This window comes from Micromonospora sp. WMMC250, assembly GCF_027460215.1.
GTDB lineage: Bacteria > Actinomycetota > Actinomycetes > Mycobacteriales > Micromonosporaceae > Micromonospora > Micromonospora taraxaci.
This window is the reverse complement of sequence record NZ_JAPZBJ010000002.1, coordinates 5,235,083-5,260,000: the sequence shown is the minus strand read 5'-3', so window position 1 is coordinate 5,260,000 and position 24,918 is coordinate 5,235,083. Positions and strand designations below refer to the sequence as shown.

Here is a 24,918-nt window from a genome sequence, read left to right as displayed (position 1 = left end):
CGACAGTTGATCGGGGCGAGCGGGCCTCGTCAGACGTACGAGCCGGGCTCGGTGGGCGCGGAGACCACGGCCGGCGCTTCGCCCTCGTCCTCGGGGCGGACGATCTGCGCGCTGACCTGGTGCGGGCGTAGCTCACCGCTGGCGATCTGCTCGGCCCAGTGGCAGGCCACCCGGCTGACGCCGATCTCCCGCAGCACGGGCCGTTCGTCAGCGCAGCGGGTCGGCTGCGCCCAGGGGCAGCGCGTGTGGAAACGGCAGCCCGACGGCGGGTTGGCCGGTGACGGCAGGTCACCGGCGAGCAGGATCCGCTCCCGACGGTCCTCCACGTCCGGGTCCGGCACCGGCACCGCCGACATCAACGCCCGGGTGTACGGGTGCAGCGGCTCGGTGTAGAGCCGGTCGCTCGGCGCCTCCTCGACCAGCGCGCCCAGGTACATGACGCCGACGGTGTCGGAGATGTGCCGGACCACTGCGAGGTCGTGCGCGATCACCAGGTAGGTCAGCCCGAGGCTGTCCTGGAGTTCGTCGAGCAGGTTGACCACCTGGGCCTGGATCGAGACGTCGAGCGCCGAGACCGGCTCGTCCGCGACGATCAGCTCCGGCCCGAGCACCAGCGCACGGGCGATGCCGATGCGTTGCCGCTGCCCACCGGAGAACTCGTGCGGGTAGCGGGACAGCGCCCACCGGGGCAACCCCACCGCGTCCAGGGTCTCGCCGATGATCCGGCGGCGGTCGGTGCGGTCGGCACCGATCCCGTGGGTCTGCATGCCCTCGGTCAGGATCGACTCGACGTTCTGCCGGGGGTCGAGGCTGGACATCGGGTCCTGGAAGATCATCTGCATCCGGCGACGCATGCTGCGCAGCTTGCCCGCCGGCAGCGTGGTCAGCTCGACACCGTCGAACTCGACCTCGCCGGCGGTCGGCGGAGTGAGCTGGAGCAGCGCCCGACCCAGCGTGGACTTGCCACAGCCGGACTCGCCGACCAGACCGTACGTCTTGCCCCGGGGGATGCTGAGGTCCACACCGTCGACGGCCTTCACGTGGCCGACCACCCGGTCGAACAGCACACCCCGCTTGATCGGGAAGTGCACCTTCAGGTCGCGTACCTCGACGAGAGTGTCGTTCTCACTCACGCTTGTTCCTCCTCGCGCGGGGCGGGCACCGTGCCGGGCACCGGCTCCGGGTTGACGCACCGGTAGCTACGTCCGTCGTGTGCCTGCACCAACTCCGGCGGCTCACCCACGCACTCGTCGGTCCGCCGGGCGCAGCGCGGGGCGAAGGCACAACCTTCCGGCCAGGGCAGGAGGTCGCGGACCGAGCCGGGAATCGGGCTGAGCTTCTCGCCCCGCCCGGCGTCCAGGCGGGGCACCGAGCCGAGCAGACCCACCGTGTACGGGTGCCGAGGCTGACGGAACAGTGGACGGCGGCGGGCCGTCTCGACCACTCGGCCGCCGTAGAGCACGTTGACGGTGTCGCACATGCCGGCCACCACACCCAGATCGTGGGTGATCATCAGCAGCGCGGTGCCGGAGTCCCGGACCAGTTCCTTGAGCAGTTCCAGGATCTGGGCCTGGATGGTGACGTCCAGCGCGGTGGTCGGCTCGTCGGCGATCAGCAGCCGAGGCTGGCAGGCCACCGCCATCGCGATGAGCGCACGCTGGCGCATCCCGCCGGAGAGCTGGTGCGGGTACTCCTTCAGCCGCCGCTTCGGGTCGGGGATGCCGACCCGGTCCAGCAGCTCCGCCGCCTCCTTGGACGCGGCCGCGCCCTTCATCCCTCGGTGCCGGGTCAGCACCTCGGTCACCTGCAACCCGATCGGGATCACCGGGTTCAGCGAGGAGAGCGGGTCCTGGAAGATCATCGCGATGTCCCGACCACGGATGTCCCGCCGCGACCGGTCGTCGAGCTGGAGCAGGTCGGTGCCGTCGAAGACGGCCTTGCCGCCGACGCGCAGGCCCGGCTGCTTCGGCAGCAAGCCCATGATCGCGAGCGAGGTGACGCTCTTGCCACAGCCGGACTCGCCGACCAGGCCGACCACCTCACCGGCGTCGACCGAGAAGGACACCCCGTCGACGGCGTGCACGGCCCGCTGGCCGCGCCGGGCGAACGTTACGGAGAGATCATCAACTTCGAGCAGTGCCATGACTTGGGCCTACTTCCGCAGCTTCGGGTCGAGGGCCTCACGCATCGCCTCACCGAGCAGGGTGAAGCCGAGCGCGGTGATGATGATCGCGACGGCCGGGTAGATCGCCAGCGACGGCCGGATGCCGAGGTACTGCTGTGCGTCGGCGAGCATGACGCCCCACTCCGGTACGGCGGTGTCGGGGTTGCCCAGACCGAGGAACGACAGCGCGGCGGCCTCGATGATCGCGGTGGCCAGGGTCAGGGTGGCCTGCACGATCACCGGGGCGAGCGAGTTCGGCACCACGTGGGTCAGCGCGATCTTCGACTTCTTCACGCCGAGCGAGGTGGCCGCCAGCACGTAGTCGCTGTTGGCCTGGGAGATCATCGAACCGCGCAGCAGCCGGGCGAACACCGGCACCGAGACCACGCCGACCGCGATCATCACGGTGGTCAGGCTGGCCCCGAGCAGGGCGGCGATGCTCACCGCCAGCAGCAGGCTCGGCATGGCCAGCAGCATGTCGATGAACCGCATCAGGGTGGTGTCGACCCACCGCCCCCACCGGCCACCGAGGCCGGCCGCCGCACCCGAGATGCCACCGATCAGCGCACCGATCGCCAGACCGATCAGAGTGGACACCACGCCGACCAGCAGGGTCTGCCGGGCGCCCACGATCATCCGGCTGAACTCGTCCCGGCCCTGGTGGTCGTATCCGAACCAGTGGTCACCGTCGGGGCCGGGGATGACACCCGGCTTGATCAGCCCTTCCCGGATGCCGATCGTGTCGGTCGGCGCGTACGGCACGAGGAACGGGCCGAGCACCGCGACCAACACGAAGATCGCCAGGATGACCGCGCCGACGATCGCGGCCGGGTTGCCGCGCAGCCGGCGGAACGCCTCCTGCCACAGGCTGACGCCGCGCTCGTCGTCACGGGCGGCCAACTCGGAGAGCCGGTCGATCTTTTCGCGCTTCTTGCCCGGGCTGAGTGTCATCGCACCCTCACCCTCGGGTCGATGAAGCTGTAGGAGAGGTCGACCAGCAGGTTCACCAGCACGTACACCACCGCGATGATCAGAATGAAGCCCATCAGCACCGGATAGTCGCGCTGGCCGATGGCCTCGGCGACGAACGCTCCGATGCCACTGAAGGCGAAGACGGTCTCGGTCAGCACGGCGCCGGAGAGCAGGCCGCCGGCGAGCAGACCGATCGAGGTGGCCACCGGCAGCATCGCGTTGCGCAGCACGTGCCGGCGACGGACCGTCTGCTCGGTCAGGCCCTTCGCCTCGGCGGTACGCACGAAGTCCTCGTTGAGGACCTCCAGCACACTCGCCCGGGTGATCCGGACGATGATCGCCAGCGGGATGCTGGCCAGCGCGATGGCCGGTAGCACCAGATGCCACAGGGCGTCGGCCGCGGCGTCCCACTCACGGGTCATCAACCCGTCCAGGACGAAGAAGTTGGTGACCCGGGTCGCCCCGAGCGTCGGGTCCTGCCGACCGCTGGAAGGGAACCAGTGCAGGTTCTCCGAGAAGATCGCCTTGAGCACGTAGCCCAGGAAGAAGACCGGGATGCAGATGCCGATCAGCGAGCCGCCCACGGACGCGTGGTCCAGGAAACGGCCGCGACGACGGGCGGCCAGGTAACCCAGCGGGATGCCGACGCCGATCGCGATGATCATCGCGGTGATGGTCAGCTCGACGGTGCCGGGGAAGCGCTCGATGAACTCCGTGGTGACCGCCCGCTTGGTGGAGGTCGACGTGCCCAGGTCGAGCTTGATCAGCCGACGGACGAAACGGCCGTACTGCACCAGGATGGGCTCGTCGAGCCCCATGTTGCGCCGGATGGCGGCACGCATCTCGGGCGTACCGCGCTCGCCGAGGATGGCGGTCTCGGGGCCGCCGGGGAGCCGGCGGAGCCAGATGAAGAGCAGGAGGGAGAGCCCGAACAGCGTGGGTATCAGCTGAAGCAGGCGTCTGACGATGAACCGGAACACGGCGGCCTCGAAGGGGTGCGGAGGGTTGCGGGCGGGCGCTGTTGGACAGCGCCCGCCCGCGTTCCTTGCTGCGTCAGATCAGGACTTACTTGTACTCGGCGGTGGAGAACCGCTCGTCGGTGAGCGGGCTCGCCTTGACGCCGGTCACGTCCTTGCCGAACACGATCGCCGGCGGCGAGTGCGAAATCGGCACACCGGGCAGGAAGTCCATGACGGACTTGTTCAGGGCCTTGTACTTCTCGGTCCGGGCCGCGATGTCAGCGGTGGTGTCCGCGTCCTTGAACTGGTCGAACAGGGCCTTGTTGTTGAAGCCCCACTCGTCCTTCGGCCGGTCGAAGAAGGTACCGATGAAGTTGTAGGCGTCGCCGTAGTCACCGGTCCAGCCCAGGAAGTGGATGTCGTGCTTGGTGCCCGAGGTGGTGGCGTTGAGGTAGTCCGGGCTCCACTTGAGCGGGATCGCCTCGACGGTGATGCCGACAGCCTTCAGGTCCGCCGACAGCAGCTCGAAGATGTCCTTGGGGTTCGGCATGTACGGCCGGGTGACCTCGGTCGGGTAGTGGAACTTCAGCGTCAGGTTCGACGCGCCCGCCTCGGCCAGCAACGCCTTCGCCTTGGTCGGGTCGTAGGTGTACTTCGTGACGTCGCCGTTCCAACCCTCGACGGTGTCCGGCATGAAGTTGTCGGCGACCTTGGCACCCGGCGGCAGCTTGGAGGTGACCAGCTGCTGACGGTTCAGGGCGTACGCGATGGCCTGCCGGACGCGGATGTCGGCGAGCTTCGGGTTGCCCTTCTGGTTGATCGCCAGGTAGAGCACGTTGAACGCCGGCCGGGTGAGCATGTTGAAGCCCTCGGACTTCAGCGGCTCGACGTCGGCCGGGCCGACCAGGTCGTAGCCCTGGATGTCACCGGAGCGCAGCGCCTGCTTGCGGGCGTTCTCGTCCGAGATCGTCTTGAAGATGAGGCTCTTCAGCTTGGCCTTGGGGCCGGCGTAGTCGTCGTTGCGCTCCAGGGTGAGCGTCTTGTTGGCGACGTCCCAGGTCTTGAACTTGAACGGGCCGGTGCCGGTCGGGTGCGCCGTCGCGTACGCCGGGTACTTGATGTCCTCGGCGGTGCCGCCGACGTTGCTGGCGTCGAACTCCTGCAGCGCCTTCGGGCTGTGGATGGAGAACGAGGGGAGCATCAGCGCAGCCGGGATCTTGCTGGAGACCCGCGTGAAGGACAGGTCCACAGTGGTGGCGTCCTTGGCGGCGCAGGACTTGAAGAGGCTCGGCGGCAGCTCGGCGTCCTCGTTCTTGGCGAAGCCGCCCATGACGTCCTGCCAGTACGCGGTCACGTCCGGGCTCTGCATGAGGCCCTTGGCGTTGTACCAGCGGTTGAAGTTGACGCAGACGGCCTCGGCGTTGAAGTCGGTGCCGTCGTGGAACTTCACGCCCGAGCGGAGCTTGAAGGTCCAGGTGGTGCCCGCGGCGTCCGGGGTCCAGGATTCGGCCAGACCGGGGGTGACCTTCGTGCCACCCTCCTCCGGCCGGACCAGGGTCTCGAAGACCTGACGCGCCACGCGCAGCGACTCACCGTCGCTGGCGAAGCTCGGGTCGAGCACCTTCGGGTCTCCGGCGACGCCGAAGACGAGGGTGTCCTTCTTGCTACCGCCGGATTTGTCGTCGCGGTTGCTCTCGGCGCAGCCTGCTACCGCGAGGGCCGCGACCGCGACGGCCGCGATCGCGACCTTCGGCCTGGGTGCACGCATGTGTGCTTCACCTCGTCCTTGGGGGTACGGACAACGTGGTGACAGGGGTCACCGATGGCGGTGACCATAGCTCTCGTTACGTCCACCCGGAAACTGCCAGGTGGACGGTTGGTATCGGATCGTGCCTCAAGCGCCGGTTGACTTTCGATTCGAAGGTAAATGGCCCTTCAAACCGATCAATCCGCACCCGCGATGCCAAACTGTTACGTCGAACAGCCCCGATGAGGGATCAAGTGTCAGATCAATTCCGGGCAGTGACGAAGCGATGGCCGACACCCCGAAGGGTGCCGGCCATGGCTGTACGTAAGGGGATCAGACCGCGCGGCGGCCCTCGAAGGCCCGACCGAGGGTGATCTCGTCGGCGTACTCCAGGTCGCCGCCGACCGGCAGCCCACTGGCCAGCCGGGTCACCGAGATGCCCATCGGCTTCACCATCAGCGCCAGGTAGGTGGCGGTCGCCTCGCCCTCGGTGTTCGGGTCCGTGGCCAGGATCAGCTCCCGCACCGCGCCTCCGCCGAGCCGGATCAGCAGCTCCCGGATGCGCAGATTGTCCGGGCCGATCCCCTCCAGCGGATTGATCGCACCGCCCAACACGTGGTAGCGCCCGCGGAACTCACCGGTCCGCTCGATGGCCACCACGTCCTTGGGCTCCTCCACCACACACAGCACCTCGTCGGTGCGGCGCGGGTCGCGGCAGATCCGGCACTGCTCGGACTCGGCCACGTTGTAGCAGGTCGTGCAGAACCGCACCAGCTCCTTGACCTTGCGCAGGGCACCGGCCAGCCGGTTGACGTCGGCCGGGTCCGCCGACAGGACGTGGAACGCGATCCGCTGGGCGCTCTTCGGGCCCACGCCCGGCAACCGACCCAGCTCGTCGATCAGGTCCTGGATGGCACCTTCGTACATCTGCCGGCTCAGAAACCGGGCAGGCCGAGGCCGCCCATGCCACCGGCGACCGGGCCCATCTTGCGCTCGGTCAGCTCGCGGGCCGCCTCGGCGGCGTTGTGCACGGCGGCGACGACCAGGTCCTCAAGCGTCTCCACGTCGTCCGCGTCGACGGCCTTCGGGTCGATCTTGATGGCCTTCAGCTCACCGGAACCGGAGACGGTCGCCGTGACCAGCCCACCACCGGCGGTGCCGGTCAGCTCGGCCTCGGCCAGCTCGGCCTGGGCGGCGGCGATCTGCTGCTGCATCTTCTGCGCCTGCTTCAGCATCTGCTGCATGTTCGGCTGTCCACCTGGGCGCACTGATGGCTCCTTCTCGCACTCGTCTGCTCGGCCGCCGCCCAGCCTATCCGCTGGGACCGACCCTGCCCCGCCCGGTGCGTCCGCCCACGCCGGACCTTCCCCAGGGGTACGGCTGGCACTACCCCGAACCGGCCATCTGCCCGTAGTGCCCCACGAACCACCCACCTGGTCTGCTCATAGGTATGAATCTCAGCCGCTCCGGTCGGATCGGCGCGCTGTGCTGGGTCGCGGCCGCCCCGATCTTCCTCGTCGCAAATCTGGTCACCGGTCTGCGGTGGCGCGAGCCGACCTACAGTTGGGCCACCCACAACATCAGCGACCTCGGCAACGCGCACTGCGGCATCTGGGACACCAGTCGCCCCCGCTACGTGTGCTCCCCCTGGCATCCGCTCATGAACGCCGCGACACTCACCACCGCCGTGCTGCTCGCCGTCGGAATCCTGCTGACCTGGCGGCTCCTCGGTCGCGGGGGCGTGGTGCGCGCGGCCCAGACGCTCCTGCTGCTGGCCGCCTGCGGGTACGCCCTGGCCGCCCTCTACCCGGCCGACGTCGACGAGAACCTGCACGTCCTCGGCGCATTCCTGATCATGGGCCTGGGCAACGTCGGTCTGCTCCTCGCCGGCTTCGCACCTGGCACCACGACGCTCGGCCGGTGGCGACGCCTCACCCTCACCGCCGGGATCATCGCCGTGGTCGGAACGGCGCTGTTCTTCGCCCAGCAGGGCGTCGGGATCGGCGTGGGCGGCATGGAACGCGTCGCCGTCCTACCCTTCCCCCTCTGGGCCTGCTGCCTAGGCGTCCTCCTGGCCGAAACCCCCGCCCCCGCCCCCGCTCGCGTCGATCATGGAGTGGTGGTGCCCGAATAGCCCAGTAGCGGGCGGCTTGTCGCCACCACAACTCCATGATCGGCGGGGTTAGCGGGCGTCGACCTCGTCGATCTTCTCGGCACCGAAGGTTTCGCGGAGCAGCCGTACCGCCTGCTCTTCACTGGACTCCCGGGCGGTCTTCTCGTCGATGACCTCGTCCAACGGCTCGTCGCCCGGGTCGAAGCCCTCGTAGACCGGGGTGGCCGCCGGGGCCGCCCCACCCGGCCGACCACCGCGGGTCGGTCCGTCGAAGTCCGGGTCGTAGGGCGGCTCGCCCGCCCATTCGGCGTCCGCGATGGGCCGGGACGCCGCTGGGGTACGCGTACCGCGCCCCGCCGCCGCCGCGCGAGCCGCGGCGATGGCGCTGCTCACCGGTGCGGCACCGGCTGACGCCGGCTGCCGGGCCGCCGGCGTCGGGTTGCCCCGCCCGCCTGCCGAACCACCACCGGTGGCCCCGCCGGATCCGTTCGCCCCGATGCCATGAGCGCTACCGCTGCCCGGTGCGGTGCTGGACGCGGCATCGAGGCCGGGGGCGTTTCCGGCCGACGCGCCGCCGGGGCGGGCGGCTTCCGGCCAGTCCTCGTCGTCCTTCGCCTCGGCGACGGGGGCACCGCCGCCGGGGAGCGCCGCCTCCGGCCAGTCCTCCTCGTCGTCGGCCGCCGCGTTGGGCTGCGCGCCACCCTGCTGGCCCGCGCCGTGGCCGCCCTGCCCGCCACGCGCCGCGGTGCTTCCGGGCTGACCACCGGTAGCGCCGGCCGAACTCGTTGCGGCGGGCGGCGCGCCGGTCGGGCCGGTGGGAACCGGCGACGTCGGCGCACTCGCCGGTCGGCCGACAGCCTCACGGTTCGACGCGACGCCCGGACCCGACGCGGCGCTCGGACCCGACGCGACGTTCGGACCAGGCCCGGCGCTCGGACCCGACGCGGCGTTCGAGTTCGGCCCGGCATTCAGGTTCGTCCCGGCATTCGGATTTTGCGCGGCGGGCGGGTTGGGTCCGGCGGGTGGTGCACTCGCCGGGCCTGCGGCGGTCGGGTTCGACGCGGCTGGTGGTGCACTCGCCGGGCCGGCGGCGGTCGGGTTCGACGCGGCGGGTGGCGCGCTCGTCGGGCCGGCGGCGGTGTTCGGCGCGGCGGGTCGGGCCGGAGCGGCTGGCTGTGAGCGCTGCGCGCTGGGCAGCGACACGCCGCCACGCTCACCGGCCACCTCGCACCGGATCTGCCAGCGCCCGCCCAACTCCTCGTAGAGCGCATCGGTCAGCACGGCCGAGTGGTCGGCCATCATCTTGGCCAGCACTGTGGACTTCACCGTCAGTACCAGCATGTCGCCGTCGAGTTCGCGGACCACCGCGTCGCGCATCAGGGCGGCGATCCGCTTGTTGGTCCGGTTGACCTTGCCGACCACGTCGGGCCAGACCCGGCGGACCGCTACCGCGTCCAGCGCGGCGGCCGGCGCACCCGGACGGGGTGGCACGGGGGTGGCCGGGTCGGGAAGCACCGCCGACGGCGGCACCGCACGGCGCGGCGCCGACGAGCCCTCACCGGCACCAGGGCCAGCCGAAGCAGAGCCAGCCGAACCGGGGCCAGCCGAACCGGTGCCGGCTGAACCGTGGGCGGCAGAGCCGGGGCCGGCCGGGGAGATAGGCCCCAGACCGACGGTCGCCGCCGACGCACCGGGCGACGCCGGGATCGGCGAATCAGCTGTCGGGACGCCCGAAGCCGGAGTGCCCGAGATCGGAGCGCCCGACGCCGGAGTGCCCTGGGCAGCGGCGCTCCGGGTCGGGGACGTGGCCGGGTCGACATCCCACGGCGGTGCGGAGGTCGGGGCGTTGGCGGGTGCGGGGGTGGCGGCAGACGGAACCGGAGGGGCCTGCTGTGGGCGTACCCCCGGGGTGGTGGTCGGCGCCAAGCCGGCGGCGGCCGACGGCGCGTCGGTGCCGCTCAGGGTGAGCCGACGTTCCATCCGCTCCAGGCGCTGGAGCAGGCCGCCGGTGGAGTCGTCCACGCCGGGCAGCAGCATCCGGGCGCAGATCAGCTCCAGCAGCAGGCGGGGAGCTGTGGTGCCGCGCATCTCCACCAGGCCGTCGTGCACGATGTCGGCGCAGCGGGAGAGCGTGGCCGTGCCGAGCTGCGAGGCCTGGGCGGCCATCCGCTCGATCTGGTCGGCCGGGGCGTCGATCAGACCCTTCGCGGCGGCGTCCGGCACCTGCTGGATGACGATCAGGTCACGGAGCCGCTCCAGCAGGTCGGAGGCGAACCGGCGCATGTCGTGCCCGGCCTCGGCGACCCGGTCGACGGTGGCGTACGCGGCGGCGCCGTCACCGGCGGCCAGCGCGTCGCACATCTCGTCGATCAGCGCGGAGTCGGTGACCCCGAGCAGCGAGACGGCCCGGGCGTAGCTGACCCCCTCCGGGCCGGCACCGGCGATGAGCTGGTCGAGTACGGAGAGGCTGTCCCGCATGCTGCCGCCACCGGCGCGCACCACGAGCGGGAAGACCGCCGGCTCGACGGCGACGCCCTCGGCCTGGGTGAGCTGCTCCAGGTACGGGCGGACCACCTTCGGCGGGAAGAGCCGGAACGGGTAGTGGTGGGTCCGCGACCGGATCGTGCCGAGGACCTTCTCCGGTTCGGTGGTGGCGAAGATGAACTTGACGTACTCCGGAGGCTCCTCGACCAGCTTGAGCAGGGCGTTGAAGCCCTGGGTCGAGACCATGTGCGCCTCGTCGATGATGTAGATCTTGAAGCGGCTGCTGGCCGGTGCGAAGAAGGCACGCTCGCGCAGCTCACGGGCGTCGTCGACACCACCGTGGCTGGCCGCGTCGATCTCGATCACGTCGATCGAACCGGCACCGTCGGCGGCCAGCGAGCGGCAGGACGCGCACTTGCCGCACGGCTCGGGAGTGGGGCCCTGCTCACAGTTGAGCGAGCGGGCCATGATCCGGGCGCTGGTGGTCTTGCCGCAGCCACGAGGGCCGGAGAAAAGGTAGGCGTGGTTGAGCCGACCGCTACGCAGCGCCTGCGACAACGGCTCGGTCACGTGCTCCTGACCGATGACCTCAGCGAAGGTACGCGGCCGGTACTTGCGGTAGAGCGCCAGCGTCACTCGTCCCGCCTCCTCTCGACCGAGCCATTCTGCGCCGGTCAGGCGCGGACGACCACCCACCCCGCCGAACGGCCGAGGCTGCCGCGCGTTGGGCGCCCGGATTGCCGAGCGTTGCCGTGGGTTGCCGCGTTGCGTGCCTTGCCGCGCGTTGCCGTGGGTTGATCGACTCCACATCGCCGACCTGGCGGTATCGACTGCCCGGGACAGCCCCACATCGCCGACCTGGTGTGGATCAAGGCCCCGGAGCAGCGCCCCGGAGACAAAAAGGCCTCCCGTGCACCCGGCAGAGCTCGCTTATCCTTGCTGCCTTCCGGCCCTGGGGAGGTTCACGAGATACCGCCGCACGGGAGGTGCCGCCAAGCCTACCCGACCGCCCGTCGATCTTCAGGGGGTGGTGGGGTGGCCCGCCCGACGGGGGCCTGTATCCTGGCTCGCGGAGGATTCGCCTAGAGGCCTAGGGCGCACGCTTGGAAAGCGTGTTGGGTTTACACCCTCACGAGTTCGAATCTCGTATCCTCCGCTCACGTGAGCAGCACCAACGACAGGGCCGGCCCCACCGGGGACCGGCCCTGAGTCGTCTGCACGGGCGTCAGCCCACCACCTGGACGTTCTCCGCGCCCTGGCCGGAGAACCACGCCGCAAGCTCGACCCCGCCGAGCGACCGCGACGTCCCCTCGTCGACGAGGACCGGGCCGACGATGGCGCCCTTCGCGCCGTCGAGTTGGCAGCCGAACATCCGCGCGCCGCTCAACACCACCGGCATGCTGGTACTGCCCAGCGTGCACCAGCGCATGCTCGCCAGTTCGAGGTCGGCGTCGCGCAGGTCGGCCTGGTAGAGCGTGGCGGAGTTGAGGACCGAGCGGCGGAGGTCCGCCCCGGCCAGCACGGCGTGGTCGAGTTGCGCGGAGAACAGCCGAGCCGAGGTGAACCGCGCCCGACCGGCCGAGCTGCCGACCACCGTCGCCTTCGCCAGATCGGCGGAGGTGAAATCCGCGCCCTCCAACTCGGCGTTGGCCAGGTTGGCGTCGGCGAGGTTGGTCCCCTCGAACCGGACGTCGACCAGGCAGGAGTTGGCGAGATAGGCGCCGGCCAGGTCGAGACGGCTGAGGTCCGCCCCGCGAAAATCGAGAAAATCACCAGAGAGGTACGCGGTGTCGGGTGACGCGGCGAGCCACTCCTCAAGTGCGGCCCGAGCGTCCGGGCTGTCCGGCCAGCGGATCACGTCGTCGCTGGTCCGTCGATATCTGCTCACCGCCCGTGCTGGTCGTCCGCCCCGTCCACGGCGGGGTCGGCGGCGCGCAGTTGCTGCCCGACACGTTCGGCGATCGCACGAGCGGCCGGCGAGTCGGTGCCCAGGGTTTCGCCGATGATCTCCTGCGCCCGGTCGGCCAACTGCCGCTTGGCCAAGCCGATCGTGCTCATGATCGTCCTGGCGACGACGTCCGGTGCGACCCGCTGGATCCGCTGACCCAGTTGCAGGTCGACCAGCGCGCCCACCGAGTCGACGGTGACCTCCACCAGCCCGTTGCCGTCGGCAGCCGTCACCCGTAGCGCCTGGATGCGGTCACTCATCGCGTCGGTGGCGGTCGCCAGCTGGTCGAGGCGACCTTTCCACTCCGCGAGCCGGTCCATCGCGCCGTCCGGGTCCAGCAGCCCAGCCGTGTTGGGAACCTCGGCCATCATGTGTCCCCTCGGTCGCTCAAGGTGATCATGCTCAGCGATGGGAGGTTAACACGAGCCGCCCTCACGACAGTCCAGGCGAGACACCAGAAGCGAGGCACCCTCAATCCCGGGGCGCACGTCCAGGCCCCGGCGCCCCGAGGCGCGTCCGGGCCCCCGACACCCTTCAGCCGCGGGCGCGCGTCCAGGCGAGGAAGCGTTCGGTCAGTCGGGCCGGGTCGACGTCGGTGAGCTGCGCGCTGGCCTCGGCCTGGAGCGTCGCCAGGTAGATGCTCAACGCGAGCCGGTCACACCGGTACTCGCCGAGCAGTCGTAGCTTCGCCGCCGAGCAGGGCCAGGCGATGCCGCACGCCGCGCAGCGCCAGGTGGGGCGGGTCGGTAGGTGGTTGCGGTAACGGCGGCGGGGCATGGGCGGGACCTCCTTCGGCGCTGGGCAGGTGCCGCCCCGCCGCCCCGACCGGGAGGCGGGACGGCACCCGGACTGACGCCGACCGCCGGGCTCCTGCGCCTCCACCGGTCACGCCGTCTTCTGCGAACCACCCTCTGGCGCGTCACCGGACAGCCACACCGCGTAACGATATGGTTTTCAGATATTCGAGACATCCGATGGAGGGGCCGTGAACGACGCACTTCGGGTGGCGCTCAGCGACACCGGGCACACCATCGAATCCCTCGCCGAGACCGTCGGCGTCGACCCGAAGACGGTGGGGCGGTGGTTGACCGAGGGCCGCATCCCGCACCCTCGGCATCGCCTGTCGGCAGCCGAAGCCCTCCAAAGGACGTGTCGGACATCTGGTCGGACACTTCAAGACGTCGTGACCCCATTTGGTTTCGTCCGTGGCAGGAGATCGAGCGCGAGGCGGTGTCGCTGCGCTCGTACGAGTCGACGGTTCTGCCGGGGTTGCTCCAGACCGAGGCGTACGCCCGCGCCGTGCTGGTCGGCGCGGGTCTGATCCCCCGTGGTGACGTCGAGCGGCTCCTCACCGTGCGGCTCGGTCGGCAGGGCGTGCTCAGGCGGGACGATCCGCCGCAGTTCACGGCGGTCGTCGACGAGGCGGTCATCCGCCGCCCGGTGGGCGGCGGGTCGACGATGCGCGAGCAACTGTTGGCAGTGGCGGCGGCCTGCGCCGAGCCGCACATCCGGGTACACGTCGTGCCGAGCACGGTCGGCGCGTACGCCGGCCTGAACGGCCCGTTCGTGATCGCGCACAGCGACGACCACCGGGTCGCGGGCTACCTGGACAACCAACTCCAGGGACAAGTCGCTAGCGACCCCGACGACATCGCGGCCATGATGGCGGCATGGGAGAACGTGCGCGGGGAGGCGCTGCCGCACCGGCAGTCGGTCGATCTCATCACGGAGGTGGCGGAGTCATGGAGCTGAGCGGAGTCACGGAGCTGAACGGCGTCATGGAGCTGAACGGCGCCCGATGGCGCAAGAGCACCCGCAGCAGCGGCAACGGCGGCAACTGCGTCGAGGTCGCCGACAACCTGCCCGGCGTCGTGGGCGTACGCGATTCGAAGGACCCGGCCGGCCCGGCGCTCACCTTTACGCCGACGGCGTGGCGCGCGTTCGTCAGCGAGCTAATCCCGGGGGCCTGACCGGGCCCGCATCCCGTCGTACACATGTTCTATCCACAGGCTGTGGACAGCGGCCCGGACCTCAGGAGCCATCGCGGAGGTCGGCCAGGCGTTCGGGCCGGAAGCTGATGTTGTCGAAGGTCACGTCGCACCCCTCGCCGGTCGGCGACTGACCGGCGAAGCCGATCCGGTCGCGGGCCGTGTCGCCGTCGAAGCTGAACACGCGGATCAACTGCCAGGTCCCGCCGTCGAGCGAGGCGTGGTAGGCGTAGACCCGGCCGATGCGCGAGACCCGCAGCCACACCGACCGGTCGGCCACGACGAAGGCGTTGGCGTCGTCGGCGACACCCCGGCAGATGACCGAGACGATCATCGGCTCGGCCTCGGGTGAGAACTCGAAGCACAACTTGCCCCAGCAGCGCTCGTCCCGCCAGATCAGGAGCACCCCGGCGTCGAAGGTAGCGGCGAAGCCCACGGAGACGCGGGCACTGAACTGGAAGTCCCCCTCCGGCGGCAGGTCACCGAGCAGGGTCGCCGCGTTGAGGACGGGCTCCGGGGCATCCTGGCCCGCGCCGCCACTGGGGTCGATGAAGATGTCAGTGCGTGGTTGCGCCGACACCGTCACCGCACCGGCCCCCTCGTTCACCCGCCAGAGCCCTTCGGGCGACGGCGCGAGCGGGGACGGCATACCGGGGACGATCAACTGGTCAGCCATGACCAGGACCGTACAACGGGTCCCGGCGGGAAACCTGCCGCCGGCGGGCGGGTACGGTCCGGGGATCGACGCCGGTCGGCCCGGAATCCGTCGTACACATGTTCTATCCACAGGCTGTGGACGGGCGGAGGGGACTCGATGGCTTACGAGCTCAGCGCTGTGGTCGCGGACGTCGAACTGCTCCGCGAGCAGACCGCCGAGCTGGATCACGCGGTCCTCGGCGAGCTGCGCCAGGATTTCGGGCTGCTGCCGGTCACCCCGCAGTTGGTGGTGGAGCTGACCGGCTCGCTGCCGGATTTCGCGACGGACGACCGCAGCACCGAGCACCCGTTCGGCCTGGTGTTGTCGCCGGCGCTCGTCGAGTCGCTGACCCGCTGGTCGGAGGCGGGGCCGGTGGCCTACCTGGAGGCGGAGTTCGGCGGTGGCACCGGCTACCAGTCGGCGGCGGTGTGGCTGGGTGGGACGCTGACCTGGGGGCCACACTTCGACGGCGAGTTGGACACGTCGCGCGAACAGTGGCCGATCAACGGCGCGCTGGCCCGCCTCGGCGTCGAGCCCGGCGATTGGATCGACCCGTTCGCCGAACTGGGGTTGCACCTGGAGCGCAACACCGAGGGTTGGCTGGCACACGGACGTCGTCGGCTCAGCGCCGACTACTGGGACGAGCTGGTCGAACAGTGGGAAAATCAGTAATCCGGCTGCCGCCAGCAACCTGAGCGCCCCCGTTCCGTTGGGGACTGGGGGATTCCATGAAATTGCGACAATTTGCTTTTATTGCCACGCTGATGACGGCTGCCTCGATCGCAGGCAGCGGCGTACCGCCTACCGGGTCCATCCCGGACGGTCGGCCCGCCGGCAGCGTGGAGATCATCGACCTGAACGGTCTGCGCAACATCGAGTTCGGCGACACCGAGGACGAGCTGACCCGACGCGGCATCCTGCGAACCAGCCTGGATTCCTGCGGGCCGATGCTCGTCGGCCACGACACGGTCAGCCCGGTCTTCATGGAGGACAGACTGGTGCTGCTCTGGGTCGGGGATCCAATTCGGACACCCGAGGGCATCACCGCCGGCTCACCCGTCGACCAGGTCTGGGCGCGCTACCCGGAGGTGACCCGGCTTGCCGCTCCACAGGGGACACACCGCCTCGACGGGCTGCTCGCCCGGAGCGGCGACCGCGCGTACCTGTTCCTGCACGACGGGCGCACGGTCCGAAAAACCATCGCCGGGTACGCGGACTGGGCCCGCCGCCTCTTCGACGAAGGTGCCGGCCCCTGCTGAACACCCCGGATCGATCAACCCGACGGGAGGTCGGCGGGCGGGCGCGCCCCGGACGCGGCGGCGAAACCCGTGAGCGCGATCTCCGCAGCCTGCCGGAGATCCTCACGAGCAACCCCGGCCGCGGCGTGGATCGCGTGCCCCTCGGTGACGATCATGACGTAACGGGCGAGTGCGACCGGGTCGGCGTCGGCGGGTAGGTCACCTTCGTCGACGGCGCGGCCGAGACGTTCGGCGAGGGCCCTTTCGCCGGCCAGACGGCTGGCGGCGAGGAACCCGGCGATCGGCGCGTTTTCGGTGGCGCAGGCGGTGCCGCCCTGGATCGACAGGCAACCGGCCGGCCGGTCCGGCCGGGTCACGGCGAGCACGTTCTCGCGCAGCAGGGTGGCGACCACCTCGTACGCGGTCGGTTGGGCGAAAGCGTCCCGCGCGTACTCCATGTCCTCGTCGGCGTAGCGGGCCACGACCTTGCGGAACAACCCCTCCTTGCTGCCGTAGGCGGCGTAGAGGCTGGGCTTGTTGATCCCCATGGCGGCGGTGAGGTCGCTCACCGACGCGCCCTCGTACCCCTGACGCCAGAACACCTCCAACGCGCGCTCCAGCGCCTCGTCGGCGTCAAAGCCTCGTGGTCGTCCTCTCTGCGGCACGCCCCACCACCTCCCGCACTGCATCCTACCCGCGACAAAACCGATCGGTACAGAAATTTGCGGACCAGGTCATGGGTTGCTACGGTCGCATCAGTACCGCTCGGTACAGAAATCGTGGAGGAGATCAATCGTGGGACAGCTCGACGGCAAGACCGCTCTCGTCACCGGCGGCACCACCGGCATCGGCCTGGCCGCCGCACGCCGCTTCGCGGCCGAAGGCGCGTACGTCTTCGTCACCGGCCGCCGCAAGGGCCCGGTTGACGAGGCCGTGGCCAGCATCGGCGCCAACGCGACCGGTATCACCAGCGATGTCAGCAAGCTCGACGACCTGGACCGGGTGATGCGGGCGATCGAGGAGCGGGGTGCCGGACTGGACGTGGTCTTCGCCAACGCAGGCGGCGGCGAGTTCCTCCCGCTCGACTCGATCACGGTCGAGCACGTCGCCAACACGTTCGACACCAATGTCTACGGCACGATCTTCACCGTGCAGAAGGCGCTGCCCCTGCTCAACGAGGGCGCCTCGATCGTGCTGACCGGCTCGACGGCCGCGAGCAACGGCACCCCGGCCTTCAGCGTCTACGCCGCGTCCAAGGCGGCCATCCGCTCGTTCGGCCGCACCTGGGCCGCCGAACTGGTCGGCCGGAAGATCCGGGTCAACACGCTGATCCCCGGCCCGACCGAGACCCCTGGGCTCGCGGGCCTCGCACCCAGCCCCGCAGAGGCCCCCGGGCTGCTCCAGTCCATCGCCTCGGGCGTACCCATGGGCCGAATGGCCCACCCGGACGAGATCGCCAACGCCGCGCTCTTCCTCGCCTCCGACCAGAGCAGCTTCATGACCGGAGGCGAGCTGTTCGTCGACGGCGGAGAGCAGCAACTCTGAACGAGAAAGCCCGGCCGATCCTCACGGATCGACCGGGCTTTCTCGCACTTCAGAGCGGTGGCGGAGGGATTTGAACCCTCGGAGGGCGTTAACCCTCACACGCTTTCGAGGCGTGCTCCTTAGGCCGCTCGGACACGCCACCGCCGACGAGGGTACAGGACCGCTGGTTCGGACGCCGAACCGGTATCGCCCGGGCCGGCCTGGCAGGATCTTTGCCATGAGTACGCACATCGGCGCGAAGCCGGGCGAGATCGCCGAGCGGGTCCTGATGCCGGGCGACCCCCTGCGGGCCAAGTGGATCGCGGAGACCTACCTCGAGGGCGCCACCTGCTACTCGACGGTTCGGGGCATGCTGGGCTTCACCGGCCGCTGGAACGGCGTCGAGGTTTCCGTCCAGGGCTCCGGCATGGGCATGCCGTCGGCCTCCATCTACGCGCACGAGCTGATCAACGAGTACGGCGTGAAGACGCTGATCCGAGTCGGCTCGTGCGGCGCCCTCAGCACTGACCTGCAACTGCGGGACGTGGTGGCCGCCATCGGGTCGTCCACCGACTCCAACATGAACCGGATGCGCTTCGACGGGTTGATCGACTACGCCCCGGTGGCCGACTTCGGGCTGCTGCGTACCTCGGTCGAGGTGGCCGAGCGGCGCGGCATCAGCATGCACGTCGGACCGATCCTGGCGGCGGACGCCTTCTACACCGACCGGCCGGACCTCTACGACACCCTCGCCGACTACGGCGTGCTGGCGGTGGAGATGGAGTCGGCGGCGCTCTACACGATCGCCGCCCGGTTCAAGGCCCGCGCGTTGACGGTGCTGACGGTCAGCGACCACATCAAGACCGGCGAGAAGACCACGTCGGAGGAGCGCGAGCAGACCTTCAGCCAGATGGTCGAGATCGCCCTCGACACGATCATCGCCTGATCCGTTCCGGCGGAGGGCGGCTTCACTGCCGAGAGCGGTATGACTCTGAGGCATAAATATGCCTCAGAGTCATACCGCTCTTTCGCACCAGGCCCGCCCGACCACCTGGTCAGGCGCGGCGGCAACCGGATCAAGCGGCCTCAGACGGCGGCCAGCGCCTCGGTCGGCGCGAGGCGGGCGGCGCGCACCGCCGGGTAGAGGCCCGCGAGGCCGCCGATCACCAGTGTCGCGCCGACGCCACCGAGCGTCGCCCAGGCCGGCACCACTGTGGGCCAGCCCTGGGACACGGCGTATCCCGAGGTGACCAGGATCCCCAGCAACACCCCGCCGGTCCCACCGAGCGCGGAGAGCAGCAGCGACTCGGCGAGGAACTGGGTGCGTACCTGACCCCGGGTTGCTCCGAGTGACCGGCGCAGGCCGATCTCGGCCCGCCGTTCCAGCACCGAGATCACCATGGTGTTCGCCACGCCGACCCCGCCGACCAGCAGTGCGACAGCGCCCAGGCCCAGCAGCAGACCGGTGAACGCGTCGTCGGTCGCCTGGGCGGCGGCCAGCGCGTCCGAGGGCCGGGAGACCTCGACCTCGTTCGGCGCCTCCGGGTTCGCGGTCGCGCCGAGCACCGACCGGACGGCTTCGACCTGCGACTCCTGTGCCCGGGTGTAGACGGTGGTCGGGTGCCCGTCGAAGCCCAGATACTCGGTCGCCGCCGTCCAACCGATCAGTGCCGAGGTGTCCAGTTCCGGGGCGAGTGGTGCGGCGGCGAGGGTGCCGACAACGGTGAACGGCCGCCCACCGAGCCACACCTGCACCTGCGGGTCCGCCCTGGTGATCCCGAGCCGCTGCGCGGCGGTGGCACCGAGCACGACCGCCGGATAGCGTGCTGTCGCCTCGTTGAGCCAGGTGCCGGTCGCCACGTCGGCACCGACGGTGGCGAGCAGGTCCAGCCGGACCGCCCGGGTCGCGATGCCACCGGTCTCCGCCGCCGGAATCCGGTCCGAGCGGTAGACCTTGGCGTCGGAGACCTGCCCGGTCGCTGACACGTCGGTCACCGGGCCGATCCGCCCGATCATCGCGATGGACTCCTCGGGCAGTTGCGCGTCCGCGCCGAACAGGGTGTTACCCGGCTCGACGGTGAGGAGGTTGGTGCCGAGCGCGTCCAGTGCGCGGTCCAACTCGGCCCGGGACGACGAGGAGATGCCGACGACCGCGATCATCGCGGCGATGCCGATCGCGATACCCAGCGCGGAGAGGAACGCCCGCAGCGGACGGGTCCGCAGACCCACCCCGCCGACGCGCAGGATGTCCGCCGGTCCCATCCGGGCCGGGGTGAGCCGGGCCTGGTTCAGCGCCGCCATCAGCCGACCTCGCCCGGCGCGAAGACCGAGTCGTGCCGCACCGCGCCGTCGCGCATCCGTACCCGCCGGGGCAGACTTTCGGCGATCTCCCGGTCATGGGTGATCACCACAACGGTGGTGCCCGCCCGGTGCAGGTCATGCAGCAACTCCAACACCCCCGCACCGGAGCTGGAGTCGAGGTTGCCGGTCGGCTCGTCGGCGAGCAGCACCGCCGGCTCGCCGACCACCGCGCGGGCCACTGCCACCCGCTGCCGTTCACCGCCGGACAGCTCGTGCGGCCGGTGCCCCAACCGGTGGCCCAGGCCAACCCGGACCAGCGCGGCCTCCGCGCGCTCGCGCCGCCTTCTCCGGGGTACGCCGGAGTAGAGCAACCCGTCGGCCACGTTGTCCACTACCGGGACACCGGGAGCGAGGTGGAACTGCTGGAAGACGAAGCCGATCCGGGTGGCCCGCAGCGCGGACAACTCCCGGTCGCTCAGTTTCGCCGCGTCGTACCCGTCGACGTGCACGGTGCCCGACGACGGACGGTCCAGGGTGCCGATCAGGTGCAGCATCGTCGACTTGCCCGACCCGGACGGGCCGACGATCGCCACCAACTCGCCGTAGCCGACCCGCAGTGACACGTCGTCCAGCGCGACGACGTCGCCTGCGTACCTCTTGCTGACCCGGTCGAGCACGATCACCTCGCTCGTCACGTCGGCACCACCACGGTCATGCCCTCGGTGACGCCCGCGCCGTTGACCTCCACCCGACCGTCGGCGAACAGCCCGGTCGTCACCGCGAGGATCCGACTGGTGCCACCCTCCGCGACCTGGACGCCATAACCGCCCTCCGCGAGCGCCAACAGCGCCGCCACCGGCACGGTGAGCACGTCGCGGCGCTCCGCGACGGTGAACGTGACATCGGCGCTGGCCTGGTCGAAACCGGTGAGAGCCTTCGGATCGGTCACCGCGACCGTCACCTCGATCTTCGTCTCGGCGTCGCCGGACTGCCCGTTGGCCCCCGCCGTGCCCGGCTGGACGACCGTCTCGACATCGCTGATGGTGCCGTCCACCCTTTGGCCGTCCGGCAGCTTCACGGCGACCTTCGCGTCCCGCTTGGCCAACCGCTGGTCGTCCATGTCCAGCTCGACGGTGACCACACGGTCGGTGCCGGTGTAGGTGAGCACCGACTGGCCCGGCTGGGTGAGATCGCCGACGTCGGCCTGGTGGCTCTCCACCCGGACCTCCCGGTCGGCGTACACGACCCGCCCCGGCTCGACCCGACCGGTCTCGGCCAGACCGAGATCCTCCTGCCAGTCCCGGACGGCGTCGGCGGTGCTGCCGGTGTACTCGTCGTCGACAGTGAAACCGGTGTAGCCCAGCGCCTTCAGATTCCGCTCGAACTGCGCGACGTCAGCGCCCTCCATCCCGGGGGCGAGAGTCCGGTACGCGGGCAGCCCGCCGTAGAGGAGCACCACCTCCTCGTTGTCGACCAGATAGAGCGCCTTACCCCGGCGCACCGTCGACCCGGTCGCCGCCAGCGCGGTGACGGTGCCGCTGAGCTTCGCCGAGGCGGTGCGTGGTGTGCCGTACCCCAGCTGGCCGTCGGCGGTTTCCGAGTCGGCGAGGGTCTGCCGGGAGACAGCGGCGGTGGCCGGTGCCGTGGTGCCGGCCTGGGCGTGGTCGCCTCCGGTGTCGCCACCGCCGAAGCCCACCGCGGCGACCACGCCCACGGCGGCGACCAGCAGGACGACGCCCCCGGTGAGCGCGGCCCGCAGCCACGGACGTCGGATGGTGCCGGTCACCGGCCACCCCCGAACTGCGGCGCGTGCTGCCGGCACTTCTCCAGGGCGGCCTTCATGGCCGGATCGCCGATGTTGATCGCCTTGTCCCCGGTCCCGATCCGAACCCGCCCGTCGGCGTCCGGGTCCGGGAAGTCCGGCACCCCGTTCTCCCGCATGCACTTGGCCATGGCCCGCATCTGTTCGGCCTGCTCGGGGTTGAGCTGCGGTCCCTGCCCGCCGTTGGGCAGCTTGTCCTGGCACTTCTCCATGGCGGCCTGGACCTTCTGCTGATCCACGTCCGCACCGAACCGGAAGCCGGGACGGCCACCCGGCTCCGGGTCGGGCATGTCCACCCCGTTCTCCCTCATGCACCTGGCGAAGGCGAGTTGCCGCTCCGAGTCACTGACCGGCGTGCCGCTCGTCGTGGCCTCGGCCTTCGCCCCACCGGCGGTCGCGACCCCACCGCCGTCGTCGCCTCCCGCGCCGCACCCGGACAGCGCCAAGGCCAGCAGGACGGGAATCGCGAGCATCTGTCGTCGCATCGTGTCCGCTTCCGCTCAGGTCCGGCGCGGTTCGCCGAACGTGACCCCAGTGCACGGCAGCGGGCGTATCCCCGGCGTTACCGTCGGCGGTTATGCCGGCGTTACCGCACCCCGAGCACCATTGGGGGGTGAGAGTGCTGGTGGTCGAGGACGAGAACGTGCTGGCGGACGCCATCGCCGAGTGGCTGCGCCGGGAGTCGTTCGCTGTCGACGTGGCGTACGACGGGGACGCCGCGTTGGAACGGCTGGGTGTCAACGAGTACGCAGTGGTGGTCCTGGACCGGGACCTGCCGGTGGTGCACGGCGACGACGTGTGCCGGGCGATCGTCGACGCGGGCGGGGAGACCCGGGTGCTGATGCTGACCGCCGCGGCGGCGGTCCGGGAACGGGTGGCGGGGTTGGCGCTCGGTGCCGACGACTACCTGACGAAGCCGTTCGCCCTGGTGGAGCTGTCGGCCCGGGTGCACGCGCTGACCCGCCGGTCCCGCCCGGCGGCACCGCCGACACTGCGTCGCGCCGGCATCCAGCTCGACCCGGCCCGCCACGAGGTACGCCGGGACGACCGGCACGTCCCGCTGTCCCGCAAGGAGTTCGCGGTGCTGGCCGAGCTGCTGCGCGCCGACGGCGCCGTGGTCTCCGCCGAGGACCTGCTGGAACGTGCCTGGGACGAGCACATCGACCCGTTCACCAACGTGGTCCGGGTGACCGTCATGAAGCTGCGCCGCAAACTCGGCGACCCGCCGGTGATCGAGACGGTGCCCGGGGCGGGGTACCAGATCCGATGAAACGCCTCACGATCCGCGCCCGGCTCACCCTCATCTACGGTGGGCTCTTCCTGTTGGCCGGCGTGGTCCTGCTCGCCGTCACGTACGTGCTGGTGGATCAGCGGATGCCGCAGCCGTTCGGGGTGAGCCTGCGCGACCTGCCGAAGACCTCCCCCACGACGCCCAGCGGGCAGAACGTCGACAACCTGCGCACCCTGTTGCAGGAGGTGCAGGACGAGGCGAAGCGCAACGCGTTGGAGTCGCTGCTCACCCAGGGCGGCATCGCGTTGGTCGTGGTGTCGACGGTGGCGATCGCGTTCGGCTGGCTGCTCGCCGGTCGGGCCCTGCAGCCCCTGCTCCAGATCACCGGCACGGCCCGCCGGATCGCCGGCGCGGACACCGCCGGCCGTGGTCTGCACGAGCGGATCGCGCTCACCGGCCCTGCCGACGAGGTACGCGAACTCGCCGACACGTTCGACGAGATGCTGGAACGGCTGGACCGCTCCTTCGACGGGCAGCGCCGGTTCGTGGCGAACGCCTCGCACGAGCTGCGTACCCCGCTGGCGCTCAACCGCGCCCTGGTGGAGCTGGCCATCACCCGCCCGGACGCCTCGGCGGAGACCCGGCGGCTGGGCGAGTCGCTGCTGGCGGTCAACGAGCGGCACGAGCGGCTGATCGACGGCCTGTTGACACTGGCCGACTCGGAGAACGAGCTGACCGAGCGTACGCCGGTCGACCTGGCGGAGGTCTGCGCGCACCTGACCGACCAGGCCGGGAAGCAGTCACCCGACGTGCCGGTGCGGCGGACCCTGGAGCCCGCGCCGACCAGCGGCGACCCGGTGCTGTTGGAGCGACTCACGTTCAATCTGGTGGAGAACGCGTTGCGTCACAACCTGCCCGCCGACGGGTGGGTGGAGGTACGCACCGGGTTGGTCGACGGCCTGCCCACCCTCACGGTGACCAACACCGGCCCGGTCATTCCCGGCTACGACGTCGAGACGATGTTCCAACCGTTCCGTCGGCTGTCCCGGGAGCGGGTCGCCGGTACGCGTGGCTTCGGGTTGGGGCTGTCCATCGTCCGCGCGGTCGCCCGGGCCCACGGCGGCACCGCCGAGGCGCAGCCCCGGCCGGCCGGCGGCCTGATCGTCACGGTCACCCTGCCGCCGGCCTGACCGGAGCGGGCTCAGCGGAAGAAGGCGCGCAGCACGGCGGAGGTCTCGGCCTCCAGCACCCCGCCGTAGACCTCGGGGCGGTGGTTGAGTCGACGGTCGCGCAGGACGTCCCACAGTGACCCGGCCGCGCCGGTCTTCGGCTCCCACGCGCCGAAGACGACTGTGGAGACCCGGGCCAGCACCAGGGCTCCCGCGCACATGGTGCACGGTTCGAGGGTGACGACGAGGGTGCAGCCGTCCAGCCGCCACCGGCTGGTCCGCTCGGCAGCCCGCCGAAGGGCCAGCACCTCGGCGTGGGCGGTGGGGTCGCCGGTCAGCTCCCGCTCGTTGCGTCCGACGGCCAGCTCGCTGCCGTCCGGCCCGTAGAGCACCGCTCCGACCGGCACGTCGTCCACGTCGGTGCTGCCGGCGGCGGAGCCGGCGGGGCTGGTGACGGCGACCTCCAGCGCGCGGCGCATCCACAGCTCGTGCCGCTGCCGTCGCCCGGCCTCACCCGGGTCGGCGAGGCCCTCGTGGGCGCCGGGGCCGGCCCGCCCCACC

At 70.7% G+C, this 24,918-nt stretch carries 26 protein-coding genes, 2 tRNA genes, 1 other RNA gene and 1 pseudogene; 10 read left to right on the top strand and 20 right to left on the bottom strand.

Going from position 1 to position 24,918, the window contains the following annotated elements; translation table 11 throughout:
• Positions 1–29: 29 nt before the first annotated feature.
• The 7 genes from O3438_RS23740 to O3438_RS23710 form a co-directional block, all read right to left on the bottom strand.
• On the bottom strand, positions 30–1,133 hold the full coding sequence (locus tag O3438_RS23740) for an ABC transporter ATP-binding protein (protein ID WP_269681968.1): 1,104 nt from the start codon (positions 1,131–1,133) through the stop codon (positions 30–32).
• Positions 1,130–2,143, bottom strand: a complete 1,014-nt coding sequence (locus tag O3438_RS23735) for an ABC transporter ATP-binding protein (protein WP_088987230.1) — start codon at positions 2,141–2,143, stop codon at positions 1,130–1,132. The genes O3438_RS23740 and O3438_RS23735 overlap by 4 nt, the downstream gene beginning before the upstream one ends.
• Positions 2,144–2,152: 9 nt before the next feature.
• Positions 2,153–3,115: an ABC transporter permease gene (locus O3438_RS23730; protein WP_269681967.1), complete on the bottom strand. Its 963-nt coding sequence runs from the start codon at positions 3,113–3,115 to the stop codon at positions 2,153–2,155.
• Positions 3,112–4,116, bottom strand: coding sequence for an ABC transporter permease (locus tag O3438_RS23725; protein ID WP_269681966.1), 1,005 nt, complete (start codon positions 4,114–4,116; stop codon positions 3,112–3,114). The genes O3438_RS23730 and O3438_RS23725 overlap by 4 nt, the downstream gene beginning before the upstream one ends.
• 85 nt (positions 4,117–4,201) lie before the next feature.
• Positions 4,202–5,863 carry an ABC transporter substrate-binding protein gene (locus O3438_RS23720; RefSeq protein WP_269681965.1) on the bottom strand — a complete coding sequence of 554 codons (1,662 nt, stop codon included), beginning with the start codon at positions 5,861–5,863 and terminating at the stop codon, positions 4,202–4,204.
• A 312-nt stretch (positions 5,864–6,175) separates the two neighbouring features.
• Positions 6,176–6,769: a recombination mediator RecR gene (gene recR / locus O3438_RS23715; protein WP_145778528.1), complete on the bottom strand. Its 594-nt coding sequence runs from the start codon at positions 6,767–6,769 to the stop codon at positions 6,176–6,178.
• Positions 6,770–6,777: 8 nt separating this feature from the next.
• The gene (locus O3438_RS23710; RefSeq protein ID WP_030489880.1) at positions 6,778–7,086 is read right to left on the bottom strand and encodes a YbaB/EbfC family nucleoid-associated protein; all 309 of its coding nucleotides are present in this window, start codon (positions 7,084–7,086) and stop codon (positions 6,778–6,780) included.
• 206 nt (positions 7,087–7,292) lie between these two features.
• On the opposite strand from O3438_RS23710, the gene O3438_RS23705 reads away from it, so the two are divergent.
• The gene (locus O3438_RS23705) at positions 7,293–7,976 is read left to right on the top strand and encodes a DUF998 domain-containing protein (RefSeq protein ID WP_269681964.1); all 684 of its coding nucleotides are present in this window, start codon (positions 7,293–7,295) and stop codon (positions 7,974–7,976) included.
• A gap of 48 nt (positions 7,977–8,024) precedes the next feature.
• On the opposite strand, the gene O3438_RS23700 is transcribed toward O3438_RS23705, so the two are convergent.
• Both O3438_RS23700 and ffs read right to left on the bottom strand, forming a co-directional pair.
• Positions 8,025–11,075, bottom strand: a complete 3,051-nt coding sequence (locus O3438_RS23700) for a DNA polymerase III subunit gamma and tau (protein WP_269681963.1) — start codon at positions 11,073–11,075, stop codon at positions 8,025–8,027.
• Between the two features lie 263 nt (positions 11,076–11,338).
• Positions 11,339–11,428, bottom strand: an RNA gene (gene ffs, locus O3438_RS23695) — signal recognition particle sRNA small type.
• An 82-nt stretch (positions 11,429–11,510) separates the two neighbouring features.
• On the opposite strand from ffs, the gene O3438_RS23690 reads away from it, so the two are divergent.
• Positions 11,511–11,595: transfer RNA gene (locus tag O3438_RS23690), tRNA-Ser, on the top strand.
• A gap of 69 nt (positions 11,596–11,664) precedes the next feature.
• Here the strand turns inward: O3438_RS23690 and O3438_RS23685 are convergent.
• From O3438_RS23685 to O3438_RS23675, 3 genes are all read right to left on the bottom strand, one after another.
• A complete protein-coding gene (locus O3438_RS23685) occupies positions 11,665–12,327 on the bottom strand; it encodes a pentapeptide repeat-containing protein (protein ID WP_269681962.1) in 663 nt (220 codons plus the stop codon).
• Positions 12,324–12,755 carry a YbaB/EbfC family nucleoid-associated protein gene (locus O3438_RS23680; protein ID WP_269681961.1) on the bottom strand — a complete coding sequence of 144 codons (432 nt, stop codon included), beginning with the start codon at positions 12,753–12,755 and terminating at the stop codon, positions 12,324–12,326. Before O3438_RS23680 ends, O3438_RS23685 begins: the two co-directional genes overlap by 4 nt.
• Positions 12,756–12,921: 166 nt before the next feature.
• Positions 12,922–13,164 (bottom strand): flavin reductase, encoded by a 243-nt coding sequence (locus O3438_RS23675; protein ID WP_269681960.1) that lies wholly within the window; start codon positions 13,162–13,164, stop codon positions 12,922–12,924.
• A 208-nt stretch (positions 13,165–13,372) separates the two neighbouring features.
• Between O3438_RS23675 and O3438_RS23670 the strand changes: the two are divergent.
• Positions 13,373–14,139 (top strand): annotated as a pseudogene (locus O3438_RS23670) (Scr1 family TA system antitoxin-like transcriptional regulator).
• A 26-nt stretch (positions 14,140–14,165) separates the two neighbouring features.
• Positions 14,166–14,357, top strand: a complete 192-nt coding sequence (locus O3438_RS23665) for a DUF397 domain-containing protein (RefSeq protein WP_269683736.1) — start codon at positions 14,166–14,168, stop codon at positions 14,355–14,357.
• A 61-nt stretch (positions 14,358–14,418) separates the two neighbouring features.
• Here O3438_RS23665 and O3438_RS23660 read toward each other — a convergent pair whose 3' ends face one another.
• Positions 14,419–15,051 (bottom strand): DUF1349 domain-containing protein, encoded by a 633-nt coding sequence (locus tag O3438_RS23660; protein WP_269681958.1) that lies wholly within the window; start codon positions 15,049–15,051, stop codon positions 14,419–14,421.
• Positions 15,052–15,189: 138 nt separating this feature from the next.
• Here O3438_RS23660 and O3438_RS23655 point away from each other — a divergent pair, with 138 nt between their 5' ends.
• Positions 15,190–15,744, top strand: a complete 555-nt coding sequence (locus tag O3438_RS23655; protein ID WP_269681957.1) for a hypothetical protein — start codon at positions 15,190–15,192, stop codon at positions 15,742–15,744.
• A gap of 92 nt (positions 15,745–15,836) precedes the next feature.
• Positions 15,837–16,331: a hypothetical protein gene (locus O3438_RS23650; protein ID WP_269681956.1), complete on the top strand. Its 495-nt coding sequence runs from the start codon at positions 15,837–15,839 to the stop codon at positions 16,329–16,331.
• A gap of 14 nt (positions 16,332–16,345) precedes the next feature.
• Here the strand turns inward: O3438_RS23650 and O3438_RS23645 are convergent, their stop codons facing one another.
• The gene (locus tag O3438_RS23645) at positions 16,346–16,975 is read right to left on the bottom strand and encodes a TetR/AcrR family transcriptional regulator (RefSeq protein ID WP_269681955.1); all 630 of its coding nucleotides are present in this window, start codon (positions 16,973–16,975) and stop codon (positions 16,346–16,348) included.
• A gap of 130 nt (positions 16,976–17,105) precedes the next feature.
• Between O3438_RS23645 and O3438_RS23640 the strand changes: the two genes are divergently transcribed.
• Entirely contained in the window at positions 17,106–17,855 is a 750-nt protein-coding gene (locus O3438_RS23640) for an SDR family oxidoreductase (RefSeq protein WP_269681954.1), read from the top strand.
• Between the two features lie 55 nt (positions 17,856–17,910).
• Here O3438_RS23640 and O3438_RS23635 read toward each other — a convergent pair.
• Positions 17,911–17,997: transfer RNA gene (locus O3438_RS23635), tRNA-Ser, on the bottom strand.
• 75 nt (positions 17,998–18,072) lie between these two features.
• Between O3438_RS23635 and deoD the strand changes: the two genes are divergently transcribed.
• Entirely contained in the window at positions 18,073–18,780 is a 708-nt protein-coding gene (gene deoD / locus O3438_RS23630; RefSeq protein ID WP_030328147.1) for a purine-nucleoside phosphorylase, read from the top strand.
• A 140-nt stretch (positions 18,781–18,920) separates the two neighbouring features.
• On the opposite strand, the gene O3438_RS23625 is transcribed toward deoD, so the two are convergent.
• Genes O3438_RS23625 through O3438_RS23610 form a run of 4 tightly spaced genes read right to left on the bottom strand, consistent with a single transcriptional unit; the run spans position 18,921 to position 22,442 of the window.
• A complete protein-coding gene (locus O3438_RS23625) occupies positions 18,921–20,135 on the bottom strand; it encodes an ABC transporter permease (protein ID WP_442929643.1) in 1,215 nt (404 codons plus the stop codon).
• Positions 20,135–20,818, bottom strand: coding sequence for an ABC transporter ATP-binding protein (locus tag O3438_RS23620; RefSeq protein WP_269683734.1), 684 nt, complete (start codon positions 20,816–20,818; stop codon positions 20,135–20,137). The genes O3438_RS23625 and O3438_RS23620 overlap by 1 nt, the downstream gene beginning before the upstream one ends.
• 8 nt (positions 20,819–20,826) lie before the next feature.
• Complete coding sequence (locus O3438_RS23615; RefSeq protein ID WP_269681953.1) at positions 20,827–21,921, bottom strand: peptidoglycan-binding protein; 1,095 nt, start codon at positions 21,919–21,921, stop codon at positions 20,827–20,829.
• Positions 21,918–22,442 carry a hypothetical protein gene (locus O3438_RS23610; RefSeq protein ID WP_269681952.1) on the bottom strand — a complete coding sequence of 175 codons (525 nt, stop codon included), beginning with the start codon at positions 22,440–22,442 and terminating at the stop codon, positions 21,918–21,920. Before O3438_RS23610 ends, O3438_RS23615 begins: the two co-directional genes overlap by 4 nt.
• A gap of 128 nt (positions 22,443–22,570) precedes the next feature.
• Here O3438_RS23610 and O3438_RS23605 point away from each other — a divergent pair, with 128 nt between their 5' ends.
• Complete coding sequence (locus tag O3438_RS23605) at positions 22,571–23,227, top strand: response regulator transcription factor (protein ID WP_269681951.1); 657 nt, start codon at positions 22,571–22,573, stop codon at positions 23,225–23,227.
• Positions 23,224–24,378 carry a sensor histidine kinase gene (locus O3438_RS23600; RefSeq protein ID WP_269681950.1) on the top strand — a complete coding sequence of 385 codons (1,155 nt, stop codon included), beginning with the start codon at positions 23,224–23,226 and terminating at the stop codon, positions 24,376–24,378. The genes O3438_RS23605 and O3438_RS23600 overlap by 4 nt, the downstream gene beginning before the upstream one ends.
• Before the next feature lie 11 nt (positions 24,379–24,389).
• On the opposite strand, the gene O3438_RS23595 is transcribed toward O3438_RS23600, so the two are convergent.
• Positions 24,390–24,836 carry a nucleoside deaminase gene (locus O3438_RS23595; protein WP_269683733.1) on the bottom strand — a complete coding sequence of 149 codons (447 nt, stop codon included), beginning with the start codon at positions 24,834–24,836 and terminating at the stop codon, positions 24,390–24,392.
• Between the last annotated feature and the right edge of the window lie 82 nt (positions 24,837–24,918).

Excerpts from the sequence above, each read along its gene's own strand:
- O3438_RS23720 (WP_269681965.1), bottom strand. The coding sequence starts at position 5,863 with ATGCGTGCACCCAGGCCGAAGGTCGCGATCGCGGCCGTCGCGGTCGCG.
- O3438_RS23660 (WP_269681958.1), bottom strand. The coding sequence starts at position 15,051 with ATGGCTGACCAGTTGATCGTCCCCGGTATGCCGTCCCCGCTCGCGCCG.
- O3438_RS23710 (WP_030489880.1), bottom strand. The coding sequence starts at position 7,086 with ATGCAGCAGATGCTGAAGCAGGCGCAGAAGATGCAGCAGCAGATCGCC.
- deoD (WP_030328147.1), top strand. The coding sequence starts at position 18,073 with ATGAGTACGCACATCGGCGCGAAGCCGGGCGAGATCGCCGAGCGGGTC.
- O3438_RS23650 (WP_269681956.1), top strand. The coding sequence starts at position 15,837 with ATGACGGCTGCCTCGATCGCAGGCAGCGGCGTACCGCCTACCGGGTCC.
- recR (WP_145778528.1), bottom strand. The coding sequence starts at position 6,769 with ATGTACGAAGGTGCCATCCAGGACCTGATCGACGAGCTGGGTCGGTTG.
- O3438_RS23655 (WP_269681957.1), top strand. The coding sequence starts at position 15,190 with ATGGCTTACGAGCTCAGCGCTGTGGTCGCGGACGTCGAACTGCTCCGC.
- O3438_RS23705 (WP_269681964.1), top strand. The coding sequence starts at position 7,293 with ATGAATCTCAGCCGCTCCGGTCGGATCGGCGCGCTGTGCTGGGTCGCG.
- O3438_RS23595 (WP_269683733.1), bottom strand. The coding sequence starts at position 24,836 with ATGCGCCGCGCGCTGGAGGTCGCCGTCACCAGCCCCGCCGGCTCCGCC.
- O3438_RS23665 (WP_269683736.1), top strand. The coding sequence starts at position 14,166 with ATGGAGCTGAACGGCGCCCGATGGCGCAAGAGCACCCGCAGCAGCGGC.
- O3438_RS23735 (WP_088987230.1), bottom strand. The coding sequence starts at position 2,143 with ATGGCACTGCTCGAAGTTGATGATCTCTCCGTAACGTTCGCCCGGCGC.
- O3438_RS23675 (WP_269681960.1), bottom strand. The coding sequence starts at position 13,164 with ATGCCCCGCCGCCGTTACCGCAACCACCTACCGACCCGCCCCACCTGG.
- O3438_RS23680 (WP_269681961.1), bottom strand. The coding sequence starts at position 12,755 with ATGGCCGAGGTTCCCAACACGGCTGGGCTGCTGGACCCGGACGGCGCG.
- O3438_RS23730 (WP_269681967.1), bottom strand. The coding sequence starts at position 3,115 with ATGACACTCAGCCCGGGCAAGAAGCGCGAAAAGATCGACCGGCTCTCC.
- O3438_RS23625 (WP_442929643.1), bottom strand. The coding sequence starts at position 20,135 with ATGGCGGCGCTGAACCAGGCCCGGCTCACCCCGGCCCGGATGGGACCG.
- O3438_RS23600 (WP_269681950.1), top strand. The coding sequence starts at position 23,224 with ATGAAACGCCTCACGATCCGCGCCCGGCTCACCCTCATCTACGGTGGG.
- O3438_RS23610 (WP_269681952.1), bottom strand. The coding sequence starts at position 22,442 with ATGCGACGACAGATGCTCGCGATTCCCGTCCTGCTGGCCTTGGCGCTG.